Genomic DNA, 17,273 nt, shown 5'->3' with positions numbered 1-17,273 from the left:
GTAGCCCAAGTCCGCCGCTAACGTGGGTTCATGAGCCTGCCGCCGGACGGTCACGTGCACACCGAATGGTCCTGGGACACGGTCACCGGGTCGATGCTCGGGTCCTGCGAGCGGGCACTCGAACTGGGGCTGCCGTCGGTGGCGTTCACCGAGCACGCGGACCTGACGCCGTGGCTGATCCCCGAGCCGGTCCGCCCGCTGCTGCCGGACCACTTCCGGGTGCGGCTGCGCCCGGACGGCGTCCTCGAGCCGCCGGACCTCGACGTCGAGGGCTACCTGGCGTGCGTCGCGGAGTGCCGCGAGCGGTTCCCCGCGCTGCGGATCCTCTCCGGCGTCGAGCTGAGCGAGCCGCACTGGCACCGCGAACGCGCCGACGCGCTGCTCGCGGCCCACGGTTTCGACCGGGTGCTCGGCTCGGTGCACTCCCTGCCCGGCGACAACGGGCACTACCACGAGCTGAGCGTGGTCTCCGGCCGTCCGCCCGGCGAGATCCTGCGCGCGTACCTGGCGGAGGTGCTCGGCCTGGTCGAGTCGACGGCGGACTTCGCGGTGCTCGCCCACATCGACTACGCACTCCGGTCGTGGCCCGCCGAGGGCCCGCCGTTCGAGGTGGCGGAGTTCGAGGAGGAGTTCCGCACGGTGCTGGGGGCACTGAAGGCGAGCGGGCGGGCCCTGGAGGTCAACACGCAGGTGCCGCTGCCGGGCGAGGTCGTGCGCTGGTGGTTCCAGGACGGCGGCGAAGCCGTGGCCTTCGGCAGCGACGCCCACGCACCCGGCCTGGTCGGCAAGGGGTTCGCCGAGGCCGCCGCGCTCGTCGAAGCGTGCGGCTTCCGGCCGGGCCGCACCCCGCACGACTTCTGGCGCCGCTGAACCCGTCACTTTCACGTGAAAGCTACGCGCCCAGGTGGTCGCTTTCACGTGAAAGTGACGCTTATCAGGCCAGCGCGTGCCGGCCGTACGCCCGGGACTCGGCGCTCTGGTCGAGCAGGCGGGCCGCCACGCGGCCGATCGCCTCGTCCAGCTCGGCCCGGTCGCCGGTGCCCCAGTCGCCGAGGCGGTCGGCCAGCCAGTCGTGCCAGGCGCCGACCACCTTCGCGAACTCCGTGCGGCCCGCCGGGGTCAGCTCCCAGCCGTCGCGCGTGTAGCGCAGGTGGCCGGTCAGTTCCAGGCGGTTGAACGCCGGTTCGAGCACCGGCGCCGGGACGCCGAAGTGCTCGCCGATCGCCTTGAGCGTCGCCGGCTCGCCGCGGCGTTCGCGCAGGTGGACCTGCAGGAGGCACCAGATGCCGCCTTCGTCGAGGTCGCTGCCGGCCCGCTCGACGATCGCCGGGGCCACCTTGCGGCGCTCGCGGAAGAACAGCGTCGCGACCGCACGTTCCAGCTCGCGGTCGTCCGTGCGGGCCTCCGGCATCGCGAAGCCGTCGCCGAGGTCCGGGGCGGCCGCGCGGGCGGTGTCGCGCAGCGGGACCTCCTTGAGGAAGAACGCCAGCGCGAACGCGACGAGGCCGACCGGCGCCGCGGCCAGGAACACCACGTGCAACGAGTCGCTGTACGCCTTGATCACCGGTGCGGACACCGCGTCCGGCAGCGCGTGCAAGGCCGTGGGCACCTGCAGCGCCCGCGGGTCGACGCCCGGGGGCAACGAGGCCAACGCCGCGGCCAGGTTCGGCGTCAGCTGGTTGGCGTACACCGTGCCGAAGATCGCCGCGCCGAACGAACTGCCGATCGAGCGCAGGAACGTCACGCCCGAGGTGGCCACGCCGAGGTCGGCGTAGTCGACGGTGTTCTGCACGGCGATGGTCAGCACCTGCATGCCCAGCCCGATGCCGAGACCGAGCACCGCCATGTACGCCGACGCCTCCCAGAAGCCGGTGTCGGCGTCGAGCCGCGACAGCAGGTACAGCCCGATGGTCATGCCGGCTGCGCCGACCAGCGGGAAGATCTTGTAGCGCCCGGTCCTGCTGACCGCGTTGCCGGCGGCGATCGACGCGACGAGCAGCGCCAGCACCATCGGCAGCAGCCGGACCCCGGACGACGTGGCGGACGTCCCCTGGACGTACTGCATGTACGTCGGCAGGTACGACAGCGCGCCGAGCATCGCGAAACCGACGACGAAGCTCATGATCCCGCCGACGGTGAAGACCGGGTTGCGGAACAACCGCATCGGCAGCATCGGTTCCTTCGCCCGCAGTTCGGCGAAGACGAACGCGGCCAGCAGCACCACCGAGCCGATCGCCATCCCGATGATCGTCGGCGAGGTCCACGCGTACTGCGTGCCGCCCCAGCTCGTGACCAGCGTCAGGCCGGTCGCGGCCAGGCCGATGAGCAGGATGCCGAGGTAGTCGATGACCGGCTTGACCGCGGCGCGGGCGTTCGGCATCGCCGAGGACGCCACGACCAGCACCACGACGACCAGCGGGATGTTGACGTAGAACGCCCAGCGCCAGGACAGGTGGTCGACGAAGAAGCCGCCGAGCATCGGGCCCGCGACGGTCACCACGCCGAAGACCGAGCCGAGCACGCCCTGGTACTTGCCGCGCTCGCGCAGCGGGACGACGTCGGCGATGAGCGCGGTCGAGGTGACCATCAGCCCGCCGCCGCCGAGACCCTGCACCGCGCGCCAGACGATCAGCCACACCATGCTGTCGGCGAACCCGGCGAAGAACGAGCCGATGCCGAACACGACCACGGACAGCTGGAACATCAGCTTGCGGCCGAAGAGGTCGCCGAGCTTGCCGACGACGACGGTCATGATAGTTTCGGCGAGCAGGTAGGACGTGACGACCCAGGACAGGTGCCCGGCACCGCCGAGGTCGCCGACGATCGTGGGCAGCGCGGTCCCGACGATGGTCTGGTCCAGCGCGGCCAGCAGCATCCCGAGGAGCACGGCGCCGAAGACGGCGTTCACACGCCCCTTGCTCAGCGGCACGGGCCCCGGCTCGTGGGCGACCTCCGCGGTGGCCGTCATCTCGCGCCCTCCTCGCTCGGCCTCCGAGGCTAGTGCGCCGGGTCCACTGTGGATAGCCACTCGTTCCGGTGACGCAGCACCACTTCGAAGGGCTCGAAGCCCTGCGCGCGGTAGAACTCCAGCGCACCGTGATTGGCCGCGTAAGCCGTGACGGTGACGTCGTTCGCGCCGTTCTCCCTTGCCCAGTCCAGGAAAGCCGCGACTAGCTCGGCACCGGCGCCGGACCGGCGGTGCTCCGGGCCGACCCGGATGCTCTCCAGCACCGCGCTCACCGCGGCGGGCCGCAGCGGGTTCGGCGGCCGCAGCCGCCCGATCAGGTGCCCGCCGGCCGCCAGCAGGCACAGGCACGCCGGGTCTTCGACGAGGCCGGCGTAGTAGGCCTCGCCTTCGCGGGCGGGCCAGCCGGTGTCCATGAACGGATCGCGGCGGCCGCCGTCCTCGGCGAACAGCGCCGCGGCCGAGGCCACGAGGGCCGGGACGTCACTCGGAGCGCACACGGAAACAGTCATCCCGGCACGGTAGCCCGGGTGATTTTTCCCGGTAAACATCAAGTTTCCGGCAGCAGGCTTTCCAGCGCGAGCTGCTCCAGGTGCCCGGCCGCCGCGGCGCTGCCGCCCGCCGCGCGGAACGAAGCCGCCACCACCTCGGCCGCGCGCCGGTACGACGGTTCCGTCAGCACCTCTTCGAGCGCCGTGACGATCCGGTCGCGGTTCACGCGGCCGAAGCGCAGGCGGATGCCCGCGCCCGCGGCGACCACCTGGGCCGCCACGATCGGCTGGTCGTCGCGGATCGGGGCGACCACCAGCGGCAGGCCGTGCCACAGCGCCTCGCACACCGTGTTGTGGCCCGCGTGGCAGAGCACCGCGTCCACCCGCGCGAGCAACGGCAGCTGCGGGACCGAAGGCCGCACGAGGACGTTCGGCGGGACCGGGCCGAGCACGCCGCCCGGGTCCACGATCACCGCGCGGGCGGGCAGGCCGGCGAACGCCTCCGCCGTCGCCGCCAGGAATTCCGCGCCCGTACCGGTGTTCGCGGTGCCCAGGGAGACGAGCACGGTCGGGCGCAGCGGGTCGAGCCACTCCCACGGAAAGTCGCTTGTGGACGGCCGCGCGCCGAGGGCCGGGCCGACCAGCCGGACCCGCGGCGGCAGCGCGGCCGCGCCGAGCAGTTCGCGGGTGGTGAAGGCGAGCACGCCGTGCGGGGAGAACCGGGGATCGGCCCTGCCGCGGTCGCCGGCGATGCGGGCGCGCAGGCCGGCCAGCAGCTCGCCGACCCAGTCCGCGACCTTCGGCATCCCGGCCAGTGGATCGACCAGTTCCGCCGACGTCGTCGCCGAGGTGACCCACGGCAGGCCGTGCGCTTCGGCGAGCAGCCCGCCGGCCAGTGCCTGCTGGTCGGCGACCACGACGTGCGGGGAGAACGCGTCGAGGGCGGTGGTCACCCCGGGCGCCATCGTGTCGGCCAGCGGGACGAGGAAGTCCTGCCAGAGGAACCGCAGCGCGGCGGGCCCCTTGAGGTCCGGCGGCCGCTCGGGGACCTCCGGGGGCAACGCGCACGGGAACACGAGCGCGTCGGGGCCGGCCAGCCGCCACAGCAGCTCGTCGTGGCCCGCCCAGGCGACCTCGTGGCCGCGGGCGGTCAGCTCGCCCGCCACGCCCGCCGCCGGGTTCACGTGCCCGACCAGCGGCGGGACGACGAACAGGAACCGGGCCACTACCGCACCCGCGCCGGGGCGCGCGAGGTGTCGCGGACCCACTCGAAGACCAGGTCGATCACCTCGGCGGTCCGCTCGACCAGCACCGAATGGCCCTGGTCGGGCAGCACCGCGCACCGGCACCGCGCCAGGTTCGCCTCGAAGTCCGGGACCTGGGCGGCGAGGCCGGAGTCGCCGCCGAAGATGGCGAACACCGGGCAGCGCACGGCCGACAGGTCCGCCGCGATGGTCGCGCTGCGCGGGACGTCCTCGGCGATCGTGGTGGTCTCCAGGATCCGGTGCGCGGCCTTCGACAGCCGCGCGGTGTGCGCGCCGTGGTTGTCCGCGATCCAGCCGATGACCTCGTCGAGCGCCAGCCGGGTCTTGGCGTCCGCGAGGCCGTCCGCCATGTGCTGCGTCCACGCCGACGTGGGTGGTTCGCCCTCGATCGCGATGACACTCGCGACGCGGTCCGGCCGGGCGGCGGCCAGGCCGAACGCCACCGAAGCGCCGAACGAGTTGCCGACGACGTGCACCGGCCGCGTCGCACCGCAGGCGTCGAGGACGGCGACGAGGTCGTCGACGAACTGGTCCAGCCGGTAGCCCGACGCCGGGCGCGTGGTGCGGCCGTGGCCCCGCAGGTCGTACATCAGGACGTCGAGCCCGCGCGCGGCCAGCGCCGGGCCGAGCGTGAAGTAGTAGCTGGCGAGGCTGTCGGTGAGCAGGCCGTGGACGCACACCACGAGCGGCGCGTCCCCGTCGAGCGGGGCCTCGGCCGCGAGCCGCTGGACGTGCACGTCCAGCTCGCCCGCCCGGATCCGGCTCACGCCGTCGCCCGCAGCGAGGCGACGGTGTGGCGGACGAGCTCGCCGACCGTCAGCGCGATGATCTCGTCCAGGTCGCGCTCGGCGATGAAAGTCGCGAAGTTGACGCGGTCGCCGTAGTGCTCGCGCAGCTGCCCGGACAGCGCCACCAGGTCGACGCTCTCGAGTTCGAGGTCGTCGTGGAACGTCGTCTCCATCGTGATCTCGGCATCGTCCAGGCCGTACTCTTCCAGCAGGTCCCGGAGCATCCCCGCGATCTGCGCGAGGACGGTCTCCTCGTCCGTGGCCGTGGTCTCGACGCTCATCCGGCTGTCTCCTTCGTCTCTTCGGTCCAGGCGACGACGTAGCGGCGCGGCGGCCGGTCGGCGTCGGCGCAGTGGACGAGGTGGTCCCGCCCGGCGGCGCGGACGGTGAGTTCCGCCGGTGCGGCCGCGACGACCTCGAAGTCACGGGGCTCGCCGCGCAGGCCGGTCCCGAGCAGCTTCGCGACGGCTTCCTTCGCCGTCCAGAACCGGGCGAACCACCGTTCCGGATCGCCGGGCAGGCCCGCGAACAGCGCCTGCTCGGCCGCACCCAGCGCGGCGTCCACAGTGGATTCCCGCCGCGTCCCGACCTCTTCGACGTCGATGCCGCACGGCCACGGCCGGGCGATCGCCACGCCCGCTTCGGCCCGGTGCGCCACCGAGATCGTCAGCGGCGGCAGCTCCCGGCCGTAGGCGCCGGTCACGAACGGGCGCCCGGCGCCGTCGTTGCCGATGCGCAGCTCCGCCGGGAACATCTCGGACTCGCCGCGCGTCCAGAGGAACTGGCGGACGGCGTCCTTCGCGGCGATCCGGCCGAGCAGCCACTGCCTTCGCCCGCGTGGCGGCCGGTTTCCGTAGTCGTCGCGTTCGGCGCCGGCGAGGTAGTTGCGCATGATCAGCTCGCGGGTGGCCAGGTCCGGCCACTGCTCGTGCACCAGCGCCCAGCCGCCCGGCTGCTCGACCGACAGCGTCGAGCGCTCGGGCGTCCGGTCGGCCTGGCGGATGTGCGGGGTGCTGTCGAAGCGGCGGTCGCGCCAGCCGGTGAACTCGGCCCACACCTGTCCGTTGTGGACCAGCTGCATGTCGGCGTCGAGGAACTCACCGGTCAGCCCGGTGATCTTGACCAGGCACTCCAGGCGCTCCCCCGCCGCCGGGTGCGGGCCGTGGAACCGGATTTCGCGGACCGCGACGGGGAAGACGGTGGTGCGTTCGGCCAGCCGGGACATGATCCAGTAGCCGAGCACCTGGCCGACGTTGTCGAGCAGCGCGCCGGGCGCGGCGGGCGTGGTCAGCACCGCCCGGACGTGCCGCTCGCCGACGGCGGTCAGCTCGGTGACGCCCTGGAAGCGCGGGCCGTGGAACATCCACCGGTCGGCGTACAGCTCGGCGGCCGTCGTTTCCGGGACCTGCTCCGTTTCCGCCGGGAAGCGCCACGGCGCCGGCGCGTCGGCCGGGTACGACTGGGCAAGCTCCACGACGGCCTGGGAGTAGCCGTCGAGTGCGGCGAGGACCCGGCCGGGGCCGTGCGGGCGGACCCGGACGCCGACGGTGACCGCCGGGACCGCGGTGATCCACTGGGTGAGCCGGACGTCGTGCACCGCGACCGCGCGGCGGCCGGGCGCGGCCTGCTCGGCGTAGCCCATCAGGTGGTCGATCACCGTCGTGGCGGGCACGACCGGCCAGCGGTCACCCGGATCGGCGCCCGGCGGCTGCTTGAAAAAGCAGTGGTCCAGCAGGTACGGCATCGCCTCGACCGACACCTCGAGGGTGGTGTCCAGCTCGACCGGAGCTTTCACGTGAAAGCTACGCCCCAGGTGGTCGCTTTCACGTGAAAGCGACGCCCCGGCGAGTGCGGTGGACGCCAGCTCGGCCGTGTCGGTGAGCAGGGCGGCGAGTTCCGCGGCGAGCGGGCCCTTCCCGGCCAGGTCGTCCACAGTGGACCGGCGGGCCGCCGGGAGCGCGATGCGGGCGCGAACCCCCTCGTCGAGGGAGATCAGGCGGCCGCCGAGGTCCAGCTTGACCGCCTTGGGCGGCAAAGGGCGTTCGCCGGGCAGCCGGGTGAAGTCGATGTCGGCGCCGTCGGCCCACAACGCCGTCGCGACCCGGCGCAACTGCGCGAGCCCGGGCCGGTGCGCCGAGTGCGCCGCCACGACCAGGTGTTCCTCGCCGTGCAGGGTGTCGCCGACCAGCGAGCCGAGCTGGCCCGCGCCGACCTGGACGAACGCACGGAACCCGGCGGCGTGCAGCGCCCGCACGAGCGGCCGGAACCGGACCGGCTCCAGCAGGTGCCGCACGAACAGCTCGCGGACGTCCGCTTCGGCGGCCGGGTACTCCGCGACCGTCGTCGCCGACCAGATCGGCAGCCGCGGCGGGTGCAGGGTGAACCGGGCGGCCGCGTCGCGGATCGGGCCGAGGTAGGGCCGCAGCATCGGCGTGTGGAACCCGGACCGGAACGGCAGCACCTGCGCGACGATCCCGGCGTCGCGGAAGCGCGTGACGAGCGCGGCCACGGCGGCGGCCGGACCGCAGATCATGGCCTGGTTGGGCGAGTTGTCGTGGGAGAGCACGACGTCCATGCGCCCGGCCAGCTCCTCGGTCACCTTCGGCGCGGGCGCGCCGATCGCGGCGAAGGCGAGGCCGGGGACGACGAGCGCGTCGGGGTCGAAGCCGGCGAGGAACGCGTCGACCTCCGCCTCGGCGTGCACGCCGGCGACGGCCATCGCCGTCCACTCCCCCAGGCTGTGCCCGGCGACCGCGTCCGGGACGACGCCGAGGCGGCCGAGCGCGGCGTGCAGCAGCCGGCCCAGCTCGAACACCGCGGTGCCCTGGCGGCCGACGTCGCCGACTTCGACGTCCGCGTGCTGCCACGGCAGCCCGAAGTGGCGGGCGACGTCACCGCAGTTCAGCGCGAGTTCGGATTCCAGGCCGGGGAAGACGAACGCGACCTTCCCGCCGCCCGGGCCGAGCAGCGGGCGATCGGCGAACCAGACGTCGTTGCGGCCCCGCCAGGCCCGGCCGCGGGCGAGCACCTTCCTGGCCAGTGCCAGGCGTTTCTCCGTCGGGTCGACGACGCCGAGGCGGACCGGCCCGTCGCCGGTCGACGATGTTCCGGGCTTCTCGAGCAGGTCCCGCAGTTCCTCGACGGTGCGGGCGGCCAGGCGCAGCACCCGCTCGGGTTCCCGCACGACCGCTGCGGGTCGTGGGCGCCCCGGGGCCTGTTCCAGCACGACGTGGGCGTTGATCCCGCCGAACCCGAACGCGTTGACCCCGGCCCGGCGCACGGCCGCGTCCCAGTCCTTCGCGGTGTCCAAGGTGGAAAACCGGGTCCGCGCGAGGCCGGGGTGCGGGTCGTCGCAGTGCAGCGTGGGCAGCAGGACGCCGTGGTGCACGGCCAGCGCGGCCTTGACCAGCCCGGCGATGCCGGCCGCGGGCATGGTGTGCCCGATCATCGACTTGACCGAGCCGAGGACCGCTTCGCCGCGCGTGCCGAACACCTCCGCGAGGGTGGCCAGCTCGGCCGTGTCGCCGGCCGGGGTCGCGGTGCCGTGGGCTTCCAGGAGGCCGAGCGAGTCCGGTGCGGCGGGGTCGAGCCCGGCCGCGGTCCACGCCTGGCGGACCGCGCGGACCTGGCCGCCGGAGTCGGGGTTCGCGAGGCTCGCGGTCCGCCCGTCGGAAGCGACGCCGGTCCCGGTGATCACAGCGTAGACGCGGTCGCCGTCGCGTTCGGCGTCGGCGAGGCGCTTGAGCACGACGACGCCGGTGCCTTCGCCGATGAGCACGCCGTCGGCGTCGCGGTGGAACGGCCGGATGCGCTCGGTCGGCGACAGCGCGCCGAGCTGGGTGAACACGCTCCAGAAGGTGATGTCGTGGCAGTGGTGCACGCCGCCGGCGAGGACGACGTCGCAGCGTCCGCTCGCGAGTTCGCGCACGGCGTGGTCGACGGCGATCAGCGAGGACGCGCACGCGGCGTCCACGGTGTAGGCCGGGCCGCGCAGGTCGAGGCGGTTGGCCAGCCGCGACGCCGCGAGGTTGGGCACCAGCCCGATCGCGGACTCCGGCGCTTCCGGGCCGAGCTGGTCGGTGAAGGCCGCCCGGACGGCGTCCAGGCTCGCCGGGTCGAGGTCCGGCAGCAGCTCGCCGAGCGTGCGGACGAGCTGGGTGGCGGTGCGGACGCGCTGGTCGAGCCGGACGAGCCCCGGGGTCAGGTAGCCGCCGCGGCCGAGCACGACGCCGACCTTCGCCCGGTCCGCGGGCAGGCGGTCCGGGCCGCCGGCGTCGGCTAGCGCCTGTGCCGCGACCCGCAGCGCGATCAGCTGGTCGGGTTCGGTGGCGGGCACCGAGGTGGGCATGATGCCGAACCCGGCGACGTCCACTTCGGCCAGTTCGTCGACGAACCCGCCGCGGCGGCAGTAGACCCGGTCGGCCCGCCGCTCGTCCGGCGCGTAGTGCGCGATGTCCCACTTCTCCGCGGGCACTTCGGTGATGGCGTCGACGCCGCCGACGAGGTTGCGCCAGTACGACGCCAGGTCCTGGGCCCCGGGCAGCAGCACCGACATGCCCACGATCGCCACGCGCATCCCGGTCACCACCCCGAAGCGGTGTGGACGACGGCGGCGGTGCCGGCGCGGCCCCAGGCCAGCTCGCGCAGCAGGCCGAGGGCGCCTTCCTCGGGGTCGATCAGCGCGATGCCGCGGCGGGCGTAGTCGCGCATGAGCTCCCGCGTGACCATCCCGTCGTGCTCGCCGGCCGGGGCCCACGGTCCCCAGTGGACGGTCACCGCCCGCCCGGCGGGCCACCGCCGCCCGAGGCTTTCGAGTGCGTCGTTGGCGGCGGCGTAGTCGGCCTGGCCCCGGTTGCCGAGCGCGGCGGCGATGCTGCCGAACAGGACGACGAACTTCGGCTCGTCGGGCAGGTCGGCGGTCGCTTCGAGCAGGGTCCGGGCGCCCTCTGCCTTGGTGCTGTAGACGCGGGCGAAGGACTCCGGGGTCTTGTCCGCGACGAGCTTGTCCTCGATGACGCCGGCGGCGTAGACGATCCCGTCGAGCCGTCCGTGCTCGGCGTGGATCTCCTTGACCGCGCGGTGGACGGCTTCGGAGTCGAGGATGTCGACGGACTGGTAGCGCACCGGGCTGCCGAGGGCTTCGAGCTCGGCGAGGGTGGTCCGGACCTCGCGCTCGCCGGTGATCCGCCGGACGGCCCGCTCGATCTCGGCGGGGTTCTTCAGGCCGGCGGAAATGAGGGCGGCGCGGAGTTCTTGGGCGTCTTTCGCCTGCGGGTACTCGTCTTCCGCGGCCAAGGCCGTCCGGCCGAGCAGCTCGATCCGGCACCGCGCCGTGGCCGCGAGCGTCCGGGCGAAGCGGGCGGTGATGCCCTTGGCCCCGCCGACGAGGAGGACGACCGACTCGCGGTCCAGCCCGATGGCGGCGGCTTCGGCCACGCCGTCACCCGCGGGTCCCGCGCCGCTGCCGGCGAGCAGGCCGAGACCTTCCTCGGTGGGTTCGATGCCGTGCCGGGCGTTCCCACGGCGGACGACGACCGGCTCGCGGTCCGGTGTGGACAGTTCGGCGACGAGCCCGGCGGCGTCCGCGCCTTCGACGACCCGGCTGAGCGTGTCCGGGTACTCGCGGGCGACGGCGCGGTGGAAACCGCGGAGCCCCTCGGCCGGTCCGGCGCTGAGCAGCCACCGGGGGTGCCCGGCGAGGGCGTCCTGGTAGCGCGGGAAGGCGGTGGGCAGGACGGCGTCGAGGAACAGGTACCCGTCGAAGCCCGGGCGCACCTCTTCGCCGGTCTCGGCCTCCGCGCCGTGGGTCTCGAGTTCTCCCCGGACGCCGTCGGCGAACGCGCCGGAGCCGACGACCAGGAACCGGTGGCCCGCGATGTCGAGGGTGGCGGCGGGGGCGAGTTCTACCTCGGTCATGACGTACCGCTTCGGCGCGACGATCACGGGTTCGGGCTCGCCCACGACCGGCAGCGGTTCGTCACGGCCCGTCTCGCCGGTGCCCAGCAGCTCGGCGATCCCCGCCGCGGTCCGGGCCTTGGCCAGCTCCTCGACGTCGCCGGTGCCCAGGCGGATGGTCAGCTCTCCGGCGATCTCGGCCCGTTTGATGGAGTCGACGCTCAGGTCGGCTTCGAGGTCGAGGTCCGGCTCGATCATGTCCACCGGGTAGCCGGTCCGCTCGCCGATCACCGCGACCACGGTCTCCAGCACGGACGTACCGGGGGCGGACGGTTGCGGCGTCCCGACCAGGTCGGCGATCGCCGCCGCCGTGCGGGCCTTGGCGAACTCCTCGACGTCACCGCCGGTCAGCCCCAGCCGCGCGGCCAGCTCGCCCGCGATCTCCGCGCGCTTGATGGAGTCGACGCTCAAGTCGGCTTCGAGATCGAGATCCGGCTCGATCATCTCCACCGGATACCCGGTCCGCTCGCCGATCACCGCGACCACGGTCTCGAGCACCGAGCGCCCCAATGTGGCGTTCGGTGCGTCAGACGCACCGAACGCCACATTGGGTGCGTCAGACGCAACCAACGCCACATTGGGGCGCTCCGGCACCACGACCTGAGGCTCGCCGTTGCCGAGGTACCCGAGCAGGACGTCACGCTGGGCGGCGATCATCTCGCGGCTCGTCCGGAGGAAGTCCGCGACCATCTCCTCCGAAGACGACGTCGTCGGTGCCGCCGCGGCGGTCAGGCTCAGCGTCACCCGTGAGGCCGGTCGCAGCGCGCCCGCCGGGATCGTGCCGTCCGCGGTGCGGAGCAGGTGGCCGTCGACCGTCCACCCCGGACGCTTCGGCCGCGGGGCCGTGCCCGCGTCGGCCGCGTCGCGGCCGCGGAACAGCCAGCCCGTCTCGACCGGCACCCCGGACACCGCCAGCCGCGCCAGCGCGCCGAGGAAGCCCGGCAGGCCGCGGCGGCCCGGCTGCTCGAAGCCGACCGTCCGATGGGGACGGTCGCCGAGGATCGCGGCGACCTGCTTGGCGAGCACCGCGCCCGGTCCCGCTTCGACGAACACCCGTGCGCCGGCCGCGTACATCGCCTCGACCTGCTCGACGAACCGCACCGGCGCGCCCAGCTGCGCGGCCAGCTCGCCGCGGATCTCGTCCGGTTCGGCCGGGTACGGCGCCGCCGTCCGGTTGCCGTACACCGGGACCGCGGGCCGCACGACGCCGATCGCGCCCAGCGTGCGGCCGAACGCCTCGCCCGCGCCCGCCACCAGCGGGCTGTGGAACGCGCACGCCACCTGGATCCGTTTCGCGCCCAGTCCGGCGGCGCGCAGCCGCTCGACCGCCGCCGAGACGTCCGCGGTGGCCCCGGAAATCACCGTCTGCTTCGGCGAGTTGTGGTTGGCCAGTACCACCGGCGACGCGCCGAGCACCGACTCGACGTCCGCCGCGGACGCCGACACCGCCGCCATCGCGCCCGGGTCCGCCGCGGGCACCGCGTCCAGGATCGACCCCGCCCGGGCGTGGCTCGCGTACAGCAGTCCCTCGGGTGTGAAGACGCCGGCCGCGGCCAGCGCGGTCAGCTCGCCGTAGCTGTGCCCGCCCAGCATCGCGGGCCGCACGCCGGCCCGGGTCAGCAGCCGGAACGCCGCGAGCCCGGCCAGGCCGAGCGCGGGCTGGGCGACCCGGGTGTCGGTGACCCGGTCCTCCGACGCCCGGCGCGCGGGCTCGCCGAACACCGCCGGGCCGAAGACGACGCCGGCCGTCGCCGGGTCGAGGCGCAGGTACCGCTGCAGTTCGGGGAAGGCGACGAACAGCTCGGCGAACATGCCCGGCCGCTGGCTGCCCTGGCCGGGGAACAGCACCGCCACCGCGCCCGGTTCGGTCCCGTCGCCGCGGAACACCCCGGCCGGATCCCGCCCGTCGAGTGCGTCGCGCAGCAGGGAAACCAGTTCGTCCACAGTGGACGCGACCACGGCGAGCCGCGCTACCCGGCCCTCCGCCCGCCGCGACGCGCTCAGCGCCAGGTCCCGCAACCGCCACGGCTCGTGCCCGGCCGGCACGTCCGACGCCAGCGCCAGCAGGTCCCGCGCCGCCGCCTCCGTCGCGAAGGTGAACAGTTCCGCGGGCCACTCGTCGGCGGTCTGGACCGGTGGGACGCTGTCGTGCGCACCCAGCACGACGTGGAAGTTGGTCCCGCCGAAGCCGAACGCGCTGACCCCGGCGATCCGCTCGGCGGCCGGCGCGGTCCACGGCTGTGCCGCCGACTGGAACACGAACGGGCTGGTCTCGGCGTCCCAGGCCGGGTTCGGCGCGGAGATGTGCAGCGTCGGCGGCTTGACGCCGGTGTGCAGCGCGAGCGCGGTCTTGATCAGCCCCGCAAGGCCCGCCGCGCATTTGGTGTGCCCGATCTGGGACTTCACCGACCCGATCGTGCAGCCGCCCGGGGCGGCCCCGGCCTCGGTGAACACCTTCGTCAGCGTGGCCAGCTCGGTCCGGTCGCCGACGACGGTCCCGGTGCCGTGTGCCTCCACCAGTCCGACCTGCGCGGGAGAGACACCGGCGTTGCGATAGGCGCGGGTCAGTGCGGCGTGCTGGCCTTCCGGCCGCGGCGCGGTCAGCCCCAGCGCGCGGCCGTCGGACGCCGCACCGACGCCCTTGATCACCGCGTAGACCCGGTCGCCGTCGCGTTCGGCGTCGGCCAGGCGCTTGAGCGCGACGCAGGCGACACCTTCGCCGAGCGCGATGCCGTCCGCCGCGCTGTCGAACGTCGCCGACCGCCCGGTCGGCGAGAGGGCGTGCGCCGAGGCGAACAGGAGGTAGTCGTTGATGCCGTTGTGCAGGTCCGCGCCCCCGCAGAGGACGAGGTCGCTGGTGCCCGCGGTCAGCTCCTTGCAGGCTACATCGACAGCGGTCAGCGAAGACGCGCAGGCCGCGTCGACGGTGTAGTTCGCCCCGCCGAGGTCGAGCCGGTTGGCGATCCGCCCGGCGATGACGTTGGCCAGCACGCCGGGGAACGAGTCCTCGGTGATCCGCGGCAGCCGTTCGTCCAGTTCGGACGGCAGTTCGCCCACATAGGACGGCAGCACGGTCCGCAGGCTCATCGCGTTCGACAGGTCGCTGCCCGCCTCGGCGCCGAACACCACCGACGTCCGCGAGCGGTCGAACGCGCGCTTCTCGTAGCCGGCGTCCACCAGCGCGCGGTGCGCGGCCTCCAACGCCAGCAGCTGCACGGGTTCGATGCTGGCCAGCGACGACGGCGGGATGCCGTAGCGCAGCGGGTCGAAGCCGATCTCGGGCAGGAACCCGCCCCAGCGCGACGGCGTCTTCTCGCCCTGCCCGTCCGGGTCGTAGTACAGCGAGGTGTCCCAGCGCTGCGGCGGGACCTCCGTGACGGCGTCCACTCCGGACAGCACGTTCGCCCAGAACGACGCCAGGTCGGGGGCCTGCGGGAACAGGCACGCCATCCCGACGATCGCGATGTCGAGGGGTTCGGGCGCGGCGGGTTCCGGTTCGGTGGCCCCGAACTCCGCGGCCCGCGCGCGCAGGAAGGCGTCCGCGCCCGCCCCCACGGCGTGGTGCAGGTCGGCGATCGTCGTCACGGCCGAGCGGAGCACCGCGACCTCGCCCGCCATGAACATGCCTTCGGCGAGCTGCCGGTCCTCGCCGACGTCACGCAGCTCGGCGCCGACGCGCTCGATGCCCTTGCTCGCCAGGCGGAGGCGTCCGACGTTGAGCGTCTCCAGCTGTTCCCACGCGTCGCGGCTGGGCACGCCGCGCTCGGCGAGGTCCGCCTTGATCGCCGCGTACTCCGCGGTGAACGGGCTGCGGACGCAGCGGGTGGCGTGGCCCGGCGCGGTTTCCAGCAGGTCGGTGTGCCGGGCGGCCAGCAGCTGCCGCTGGAACCCCGGCAGCACCGCGCCCGCCTCGACGGCCTCGCGGGTGAACAGGTACGCGGTGCCCATCAGCAGCCCGATCGCCGCACCCCGCGCCGCCACCGGCGCGGCGAGCGCGGCCACCATCGCGGCCGACCGCGCGTCGTGGACGCCCCCGGCGAACAGCAGCTGCAGCCCCGCGGCGGCATCCGGCGTGGTGGCGAGGAAGTCGGCGAGGACGCCGAGCTGCGCCTCCCACAACGGAAAGCTGGTGCGCGGCCCGACGTGGCCACCGCATTCCGAGCCTTCGAAGACGAACTTGCGCGCCCCGGCCTCGAGGAACTGCTTCAGCAGTCCGGGCGAGGGCACGTGCAGGAACGTCGAGATCCCGGCGTCCTCCAGGACCGCGGCCTGCGCCGGGCGCCCGCCCGCGATGATCGCGTGGGTCGGCCGCAGCTCGCGGATCACCGCCAGCTGGGCGGCTTTGACGTCGTCGGCGGCGAACCCGAGCACGCCGACGCCCCACGGCGCGTCGCCGACGGTTTCGCGGGTCCGTTCCAGGACGTCCCGGGTCTGGTCCGCGCCGGACAGGGCCAGCGCGATGAACGGCAGCGCGCCGCCCGCCGCGACCTCGGCGGCGAACGCGGGCTGATCGCTGACGCGGGTCATCGGGCCCTGCGCGATCGGCAGCGCCGTGCCGAGCGCGCGGCTGCCCGCGCTGTCCGGGCCCAGCACCGGCGTTTCCCCGCGCAGCGCCGTCTCGACGGCGTCGGCCAGGCCGCGGACGGCCGCGGTCACCGTGCCCCAGCGGTCGCGGAACCGGGTGGCGAGGAAGACGTCCTGTCCCGCTTCGAGCGGCTCGGCACCCCGGCGCGCGAGCACGCGGACGCCGTCGACGACGGTCGTTTCCGAGCCGTCGAGCCCGGTCAGGCCGGCGGTGAGCCGAGCCGGCAGCTCGGCTTCGGGCAGCAGGGCGAGCTGCGTATCGAGCACGACGCCGGCGGCGCCACCGGCGATGGCGGCCGCGGCGGTGTGCGGCCCGATCCCGCCCGCGGCCCACACCGGGACGTCGGGCGCGTCGTCGGCGAGCAGGGCCTGCAGCAACACGAACGTGCTCAGTTCACCCGTCCGGCCACCGCACTCGTGACCCCGCGCGATGAGGCCGTGCGCCCCGGCGTCGACCACCCGCGCGGCCGACGAACGGGACGTGACCTCGGCGAGCACCCGGCGGCCCGGGAAGTCGTGTGCCGTGCACCCGGCGTCTTCGGTCAGCAGGACCGTGGTGACGGCTTCGGGCAGCTCCGCACCCGGCGGCGGGCCCGCGAGCCGGACCCCGAACGCCGGGACACCCCATTCGCCCAGCAGCGCCAGCTCCTCCGCGCCGGCGGCGTCCCCGGCGGTCAGGTCGAGCACGCCGAGCCCGCCCCCGCGCGCGACGGCGGCGACCCCGCGTGCCGACGGCCATCGCAGCGGCGACACGGCGACAACCAGCCCGGCCGGCGCGGAGTCGTCTTTCGACAGACGCATGGAAACTCCCGCTACGCACGAATGGGTGAGGGGTAACGGGGAGTACTTAAGCGGGTTCCCTCCACGTCGTCAACAACCCACCGCGATTTCATCGCCGCGGTTCAGAAAATTCGAGACGGACCAGGCCGTCAGCGCAAGAATTTAACGTCGCCGTCATGTTCTCCGCGTCCGGGATGCGGGACCGGATTGCCGGCCGTGACGTCCGGACCGGTTCCCGGCGGTGGTCCACCCGACCTACGCCGCCGGACGGCGCAACCCATCCCGCCTGGTGGACGCCGGGCGGTTACCCGCACCGGCTCACTCCGTCCGGCGGGTCGGAAGTTTCGGCATTGCTACCACGGTATATCGGGAAAGTAATACCGACCGACCGGTATCCCCTTCTCGACGACCGCATTGGACGTCAATTATGCGGCCGCGAGCGAGC

At 74.0% G+C, this 17,273-nt stretch carries 8 protein-coding genes; 1 reads left to right on the top strand and 7 read right to left on the bottom strand.

The window, feature by feature from the left end; translation table 11 throughout:
• Positions 1-30 precede the first annotated feature (30 nt).
• Complete coding sequence (locus tag H4696_RS09110; RefSeq protein ID WP_086859075.1) at positions 31-870, top strand: PHP domain-containing protein; 840 nt, start codon at positions 31-33, stop codon at positions 868-870.
• 64 nt (positions 871-934) lie between these two features.
• Here the strand turns inward: H4696_RS09110 and H4696_RS09105 are convergent, their stop codons facing one another.
• Genes H4696_RS09105 through H4696_RS09075 form a run of 7 tightly spaced genes read right to left on the bottom strand, consistent with a single transcriptional unit; the run spans position 935 to position 16,849 of the window.
• Positions 935-2,968 carry an MFS transporter gene (locus tag H4696_RS09105; protein WP_086859076.1) on the bottom strand — a complete coding sequence of 678 codons (2,034 nt, stop codon included), beginning with the start codon at positions 2,966-2,968 and terminating at the stop codon, positions 935-937.
• A gap of 29 nt (positions 2,969-2,997) precedes the next feature.
• Entirely contained in the window at positions 2,998-3,477 is a 480-nt protein-coding gene (locus H4696_RS09100; RefSeq protein WP_086859077.1) for a GNAT family N-acetyltransferase, read from the bottom strand.
• Between the two features lie 38 nt (positions 3,478-3,515).
• Entirely contained in the window at positions 3,516-4,682 is a 1,167-nt protein-coding gene (locus H4696_RS09095) for a glycosyltransferase (protein ID WP_086859078.1), read from the bottom strand.
• Positions 4,682-5,488 (bottom strand): alpha/beta fold hydrolase, encoded by an 807-nt coding sequence (locus H4696_RS09090; RefSeq protein ID WP_086859079.1) that lies wholly within the window; start codon positions 5,486-5,488, stop codon positions 4,682-4,684. The genes H4696_RS09095 and H4696_RS09090 overlap by 1 nt, the downstream gene beginning before the upstream one ends.
• Positions 5,485-5,790 (bottom strand): acyl carrier protein, encoded by a 306-nt coding sequence (locus H4696_RS09085; protein ID WP_086859080.1) that lies wholly within the window; start codon positions 5,788-5,790, stop codon positions 5,485-5,487. The genes H4696_RS09090 and H4696_RS09085 overlap by 4 nt, the downstream gene beginning before the upstream one ends.
• Positions 5,787-10,085 carry a type I polyketide synthase gene (locus H4696_RS09080; protein ID WP_086859081.1) on the bottom strand — a complete coding sequence of 1,433 codons (4,299 nt, stop codon included), beginning with the start codon at positions 10,083-10,085 and terminating at the stop codon, positions 5,787-5,789. The genes H4696_RS09085 and H4696_RS09080 overlap by 4 nt, the downstream gene beginning before the upstream one ends.
• Positions 10,086-10,090: 5 nt before the next feature.
• Complete coding sequence (locus H4696_RS09075) at positions 10,091-16,849, bottom strand: type I polyketide synthase (RefSeq protein ID WP_192782187.1); 6,759 nt, start codon at positions 16,847-16,849, stop codon at positions 10,091-10,093.
• Between the last annotated feature and the right edge of the window lie 424 nt (positions 16,850-17,273).

The sequence above is a fragment of the Amycolatopsis lexingtonensis genome (genome assembly GCF_014873755.1).
Classification (GTDB): domain Bacteria; phylum Actinomycetota; class Actinomycetes; order Mycobacteriales; family Pseudonocardiaceae; genus Amycolatopsis; species Amycolatopsis lexingtonensis.
This window is presented reverse-complemented; position numbering and strand designations above follow the sequence as displayed.

What these genes read in the sequence shown, in the direction of transcription:
- H4696_RS09085 (WP_086859080.1), bottom strand. Translation starts at nt 5,790, where the DNA reads ATGAGCGTCGAGACCACGGCCACGGACGAGGAGACCGTCCTCGCGCAG.
- H4696_RS09110 (WP_086859075.1), top strand. Translation starts at nt 31, where the DNA reads ATGAGCCTGCCGCCGGACGGTCACGTGCACACCGAATGGTCCTGGGAC.
- H4696_RS09080 (WP_086859081.1), bottom strand. Translation starts at nt 10,085, where the DNA reads ATGCGCGTGGCGATCGTGGGCATGTCGGTGCTGCTGCCCGGGGCCCAG.
- H4696_RS09075 (WP_192782187.1), bottom strand. Translation starts at nt 16,849, where the DNA reads ATGCGTCTGTCGAAAGACGACTCCGCGCCGGCCGGGCTGGTTGTCGCC.
- H4696_RS09105 (WP_086859076.1), bottom strand. Translation starts at nt 2,968, where the DNA reads ATGACGGCCACCGCGGAGGTCGCCCACGAGCCGGGGCCCGTGCCGCTG.
- H4696_RS09100 (WP_086859077.1), bottom strand. Translation starts at nt 3,477, where the DNA reads ATGACTGTTTCCGTGTGCGCTCCGAGTGACGTCCCGGCCCTCGTGGCC.